The organism is Pseudomonas sp. P5_A2_2 (assembly GCF_054177685.1).
Genome location: NZ_JBGCUL010000429.1, coordinates 1 through 3,758, shown reverse-complemented (window position 1 = coordinate 3,758; position 3,758 = coordinate 1). Strand labels below are relative to the sequence as shown.

Genomic DNA, 3,758 nt, shown 5'->3' with positions numbered 1-3,758 from the left:
CCGCTATCGCGAGCAGGCTCGCTCCCACAGGTTGCGCGTCTTTCCTCAAGGTTTGATGCTTTACTGAAAAAGCCTGAAACCCACTGAGCCACCACCACGAACCGCAACGACCTGCGCCGCGTGGACATGAACTTGCTGGTGATTTTCGAAACCCTGATGTTCAAAAAGAACCTGACCCGCGCCGGGGAAAAGCTGTTCCTCGGCCAGCCCCCTGTCAGCGCGTCGCTGGCAAAGTTGCGCGATCTGACGACGGCAGCAGTCAGCTGCGGGCAGACGACGCACCGTTTGATATCAAGCTGTCCGAACTGTCGATGGTCTGGAACGGGGTCAACGATAACGATCCGGCAGAACGCTGGTTGCGCTCGAAAATTGCACAGCACATGGCGGCGCCACTATCGGGGCATTGATCGACTGCAGGACTAACGGCTCGGACTCGCGCAAATACACCGGCATGTCGGTCACCGGTGGCATGGCCGGAATCTCGAAGTACATCTGCACCACCCAGCCACGGTGATAGCTGGCGTGATTGACCACGTGCATCAGCATCGCGCCGGCGCTCATGGTGCCGCTTTCGCCCGAGACAAAGGTGAACTCCAGGGGCTTGTCCAGGGAGGCATCGGTTTGCCGGGCGCTCCAGTCGCAATACCAGCGATCGATCTCTTTTTGCGCCATGCGCAGTTCGGACAGATCGGCATGCAGCAGGTCGTGTGAGGTCTTGAAGCCATGCCCCCGGCCTTCGAGGTGCGCCTGCCAGATGCAATCGACCACGTAGACGTGATTGAGGGTGCCGATCATGTTTTTGAACACCGACACCCGTTCTTTTTTGACTTCCCCCGGAGGGAGCGCTGCGAGGCTGTCAAAGAGGCGCTGATTGGCCCAGCGTTTGTAATCGGCCAGCAGACAGGCAGTGCGTACGGTGATCATCAGAGTTCTCCGATGGCAGTAAGCGCATCCCTAGGGGGYGTTCTCAATTAGTTTCCCCACCGCGCCGGGTCTGCTGTTGTGCAGGGCAAGGCGCGAGAAGCGCAGTTTGGTCATTCCAAATCAGCTTSGAGCAACACAGCCCTGCACAACAGCAGGCCCGGCCCTTCGGGTTGTGCCTTAAAGCTGGCCATGCTGCGTTGCAGGCCTTGGAAAGGGAACAACCATTCCCCGCGGCCTACGCCTTGCCTGGCCAGCTTTAAGGCGACAACGCGGTGGGGAAACTAATTGAGAACGCCCCCTAGCATAGACCCAATGCCCACAAGGCAGTGCCAGCCCTGATCATCGGTCGTCCAGGCGTTTTACTACCTGTTCGGCGAGCGCCAGGCAACTGGTCAGGCCCGGTGATTCGATGCCGAACAGATTCACCAGTCCCGGCACCCCATGTTCGGCCCGACCGCTGATGAGAAAGTCGGCAGCCGGCTCGGTCGGCCCACTGATTTTCGGGCGAATACCGCTGTAGGCCGGTTGCAGGCTGTTGTCCGGCAACCCCGGCCAATAGCGGCGGATCGCCTGATAGAACCCCTCGACCCTGTGGGGCTCGACGCGGTAATCGATGTGCTCGACCCATTCGACATCCGGCCCGAAGCGCGCCTGCCCGCCCAGGTCGAGCGTCATGTGCACACCCAGTCCCGCGCTCTCCGGGGCTGGATACACCAGGTGGCGAAACGGCGCCCGGCCGCTGAAACTGAAATAACTGCCCTTGCACAAATGCGCCCGGGGAATGAATTGCCCAGGCAGACCGACAATAGCGCGCGCCACCTCGGGCGCGGACAGCCCCGCGCAATTGATCAATTCGCGGCAGCACAGGGTCATGGGTTGAATGCCGCCCATGCGCAGCTCGAAGCCCTGCTCCATGCAACTGGCCGACAGCAGCGGTGTGCGCAAGGCCAGCGTCGCTGCGAACCGCTCGGCATCGCCCTGAAGCGCCAGCATCAGGGCGTGGGAGTCGACGATGCCGGTAGACGGCGACCACAGCGCCGCGATACAGGACAACGCCGGTTCAAGCGCCCGGGCCTGTGCGCCATCCAGCCATTGCAGGTCATCGACACCATTGACACGCCCCTGCTCCAACAGACGCTGCAAAGCCGAGCGCTGTTGCTCATCGGTGGCCACGATCAGCTTGCCGACGCGCCGGTAATCAATACCTTGCTCATCGCAATAAGCGTAGAGACGCTGCTTGCCCTCCACGCACAACCGCGCCTTGAGGCTGCCACCCGGGTAATAGATACCGGCGTGAATCACTTGCGAGTTACGCGAGCTGATGCCCGTTCCGATGCCCTCACCCGCGTCAACCACCAGCACGTCGCGCCCGCTCATGGCCAAGGCCCTGGCCACTGCCAATCCGACGACGCCAGCCCCGATCACCACACTTTGAATATCGACGTTCAACGCCCCAGCCCTCTCACACCTGTTCCCGCTGCCGATAGTCGATCAGGCTGGAGAAAATCGCCAGCGACAAGGCCATGAAGTCCCCTGTCCATATGCACAATCGGCAGCGCCGGGGAACTCTCGGCGATTGCCATGCATCCTAAACTATGTGGTATTTCCCTTATGCTCCATGCTGTCGGAGGACACCATCATGCGCCGCATGTTTATCCTTTCTTCCCTGCTGCTTTGTTTGCCCGTCGGTTCCGCTCTGGCTAAAGTGGATGCCGAAGATGTCGCCACCTCGGCCGGGGTTTCCGCCTCGCTTTATTCGACGTTCAAAGACGACAAACTCATGATTCCCGCCCGGGATGACGCTTCCAGCTTCGTCGCCAGTGGCGGTGCGATTCGTGGTGCTTATCTGGAGGCGGTATTGAAAAAAGTCCGTCAGGACAATCCCGCCCTCAACAACGCAAGCGACGAAGAGCTGGCCCGCGCCATCCTCGTCCAGGAAGGCGTTGCCACCGATCACTGACGATCGTCATCGCCAGCGGTGGGGCTTGTGACACCGGGATAGCGTTTCCGGCCCTACCCGGCGTGCGTGCCAGTGGACAAGCGTGCCCACCCGGCCACGAGTTGCGCGTTGATACTCACCCCGCCGCACACCACGATCACCACGTCATTGGCGTCGGCAATCGCCGGGTGATCCAGGTAGGCAACCGCCAATGAAACCCCGCACGCCGGCTCGACCAGCTGACGCAAATCATTGGCGTAACGCACCACGCCCATGATCGCCTCATCATCACTGAGCACTACGCATTCATGGGAAAAATCGCCGATGTGCTTGACCGGCCAGGCGGCCACTTGGGCGGCGCCCAGGGACGTGGCGACGGTGTCGATTTTCGCCAATTTGACCGGGTACCCGGCCGCCACCGCCGCGGCGAACGACGCCGCGCCTTCAGTTTCGCAGGCTACGATGCGGCAATCGGTGTGCCGATGACGAATCAGGCCGGTGAGTAGCCCCGCCAGCAAGCCACCGCCGCCCACCGAGGTCACCAGCACATCCACTGGCGGGCAGTCTTCAAGGATTTCATCGACCATGGTGCTGTGCCCTTCCCACAACACCGGGTGGTCGAAAGCGGGCACGAATTCACTGCGTGGGTCCTGGGCGAGCTCCCGTGCCCGTAGATTGGCTTCGTCCCAGACCTTGCCGTGCACGATCACCTCGGCGCCGGTATTGCTGATCCGCGTCCGGGTGCTTTGCGGGGTGGTGTGCGGCACCACGATGCATGCCTTGAGTCCCAGGCATGCAGCGGCCATGGCCGTGGCCAGTCCCGCGTTACCGCCGGAGGGACAGACCACCTTGCGCTTGCCCTGCTGCGCCGCCCGGCTGCACAGTAAGCCAATGC

4 protein-coding genes and 1 pseudogene are annotated in these 3,758 nt (G+C 61.8%); 2 read left to right on the top strand and 3 right to left on the bottom strand.

Annotation, left to right across the window (positions count from 1 at the left end; all coding sequences use genetic code 11):
* Nucleotides 1–126 precede the first annotated feature (126 nt).
* A pseudogene (locus ACXRVY_RS19820) lies at nucleotides 127–246 on the top strand (LysR family transcriptional regulator); the annotation flags it as partial.
* A gap of 81 nt (nucleotides 247–327) precedes the next feature.
* Here the strand turns inward: ACXRVY_RS19820 and ACXRVY_RS19815 are convergent.
* Together ACXRVY_RS19815 and ACXRVY_RS19810 are read right to left on the bottom strand one after the other, a co-directional pair.
* Nucleotides 328–924 (bottom strand): DinB family protein, encoded by a 597-nt coding sequence (locus ACXRVY_RS19815; protein WP_108217947.1) that lies wholly within the window; start codon nucleotides 922–924, stop codon nucleotides 328–330.
* A 339-nt stretch (nucleotides 925–1,263) separates the two neighbouring features.
* Nucleotides 1,264–2,373, bottom strand: coding sequence for an NAD(P)/FAD-dependent oxidoreductase (locus ACXRVY_RS19810; protein ID WP_223463519.1), 1,110 nt, complete (start codon nucleotides 2,371–2,373; stop codon nucleotides 1,264–1,266).
* Between the two features lie 190 nt (nucleotides 2,374–2,563).
* Between ACXRVY_RS19810 and ACXRVY_RS19805 the strand changes: the two genes are divergently transcribed.
* Nucleotides 2,564–2,884 (top strand): DUF2388 domain-containing protein, encoded by a 321-nt coding sequence (locus ACXRVY_RS19805; RefSeq protein WP_223463518.1) that lies wholly within the window; start codon nucleotides 2,564–2,566, stop codon nucleotides 2,882–2,884.
* Nucleotides 2,885–2,937: 53 nt separating this feature from the next.
* Here the strand turns inward: ACXRVY_RS19805 and ACXRVY_RS19800 are convergent.
* Nucleotides 2,938–3,758, bottom strand: an 821-nt coding sequence (locus ACXRVY_RS19800) for a pyridoxal-phosphate dependent enzyme (RefSeq protein ID WP_458238047.1), incomplete at its 5' end; no start/stop codon positions are given.